The organism is uncultured Limnohabitans sp. (assembly GCF_937889215.1).
Taxonomy (GTDB): Bacteria; Pseudomonadota; Gammaproteobacteria; order Burkholderiales; family Burkholderiaceae_C; genus Limnohabitans_A.
Map to the genome: position 1 here is coordinate 1 of NZ_CALBEX010000460.1, position 1,588 is coordinate 1,588.

The window sequence follows — 1,588 nt, forward strand, 5'->3', positions numbered from 1 at the left end:
TGGCGGTTTGATCTTTCTGGCCGGTCTGGCCATTGCCAGCGGCGGCGACAAGTGGTTGGAGGCGCAAATAGTGCCCTTGTTGCCAGAGGCTTGGTTACGGGCAACCACCTTGTTTTAAGCAAGTTTGATATACATTCGTTCCCTATTTTTGATTTACCGCGACGCACTTTTTTATGAACTTTGTTTTGCACACCAACCGCCGCCAGGTGCTGTCCATTTTGGGCGCTACCGCTTTGACGCCCTGGGCTGCCCACGCGGCCACGGCTTGGGCTGACACCTTGCGCGCCGCACGCGGCCAAACTGTTTATTTCAACGCTTGGGCGGGCAGCGAACGCATCAACGCCTATTTGCAATGGGCCGCAGCCGAGTTGCAGCGCGAGTTTGGTGTCAAGTTGCAGCACGTCAAGATCAGCGACGCTGCCGATGTCGTCAAGCGCGTGCGCGCCGAAAAGCAGGCCGCCCGCAAAGACACCGAAGGCACGGTGGACCTGATCTGGATCAACGGCGAAAACTTTGCCGCCATGAAACGTGATGGTCTGTTGTCTGCGCCGTTCGCGCAATCCCTGCCCAACTTCCAATGGGTGGACACCATGGGCAATCCCACCACACTGGTGGATTTTTCGGTCCCCACCGACGGCTTGGAGTCGCCTTGGGGCATGGCGCAGCTGACGTTTTTTGCCGATGCCAAACGCCTGCCCCAACTGCCGCAAAGCATGGGGGAGTTGTTGACCCTGGCCCGCAGCCAGCCCGGGCGCATCACCTACCCGCGTCCGCCCAACTTTCATGGCACCACCTTCGTCAAGCAGGCCCTGATCGAACACGCGCCCGATGTGAAAGCGCTGGCCCAGCCCGTGACGCCAGCGGCACTGCAAGCGCAATCCGCGCCGCTGTGGCGCTTTCTCGATGCGCTGCACCCGCACCTGTGGCGCGGTGGCAAGCAGTTCCCGCAAAACTCGGCGGCGCAGCGCCAGATGATGGCCGACGGCGAGTTGCTGCTGGCCCTGACCTTTAACCCCAACGAAGCGGCCAACGAGATCGCCGCCAAGCGCTTGAGCGCCACGGTGCAAAGCTGGCAATTTGCCAAGGGCACGATTGGCAACACGCACTTTGTGGCCATCCCGTACAACGCGCCCAGCAAAGCAGGCGCACAAGTCGTGGCCAACTTTTTGCTCTCGCCCGCCGCCCAAGCGCGCAAGGCCGACATCGATGTGTGGGGCGACCCCACCGTGCTGGACGTGGCCCGCTTGCCCGCCGATGAGCGTGCGCGATTCCAGGGAACAGTTCGCCCCGGCCAACTGGCGCAAAGTGCGCCCACATTGCCCGAGCCCCATGCCTCTTGGGTGGATGCGCTAGAAAAGGAATGGACACGGCGCTACGGCGTCTGATGGAGAGCAGCGCGAAGTCAGCCCCTACACTTGACGGACCATGCCCACATTGCAAATCGCTTCGGTCTTTCTCGTTTTGACAGCACTTCTAGCGTACGTGAACTACCGCTTCATCGGCTTGCCCACCACCATTGGGGTCATGGCCACGTCGCTGGTTTTGTCCTTGTTGCTGTTGGGGGCGGATACGCTGGGGTTTTTGCACG

At 61.1% G+C, this 1,588-nt stretch carries 1 protein-coding gene; it reads left to right on the top strand.

The window, feature by feature from the left end:
• Positions 1-173: 173 nt before the first annotated feature.
• Positions 174-1,385 (top strand): ABC transporter substrate-binding protein, encoded by a 1,212-nt coding sequence (locus Q0341_RS11620; RefSeq protein ID WP_299513442.1) that lies wholly within the window; start codon positions 174-176, stop codon positions 1,383-1,385.
• Positions 1,386-1,588: the final 203 nt, after the last annotated feature.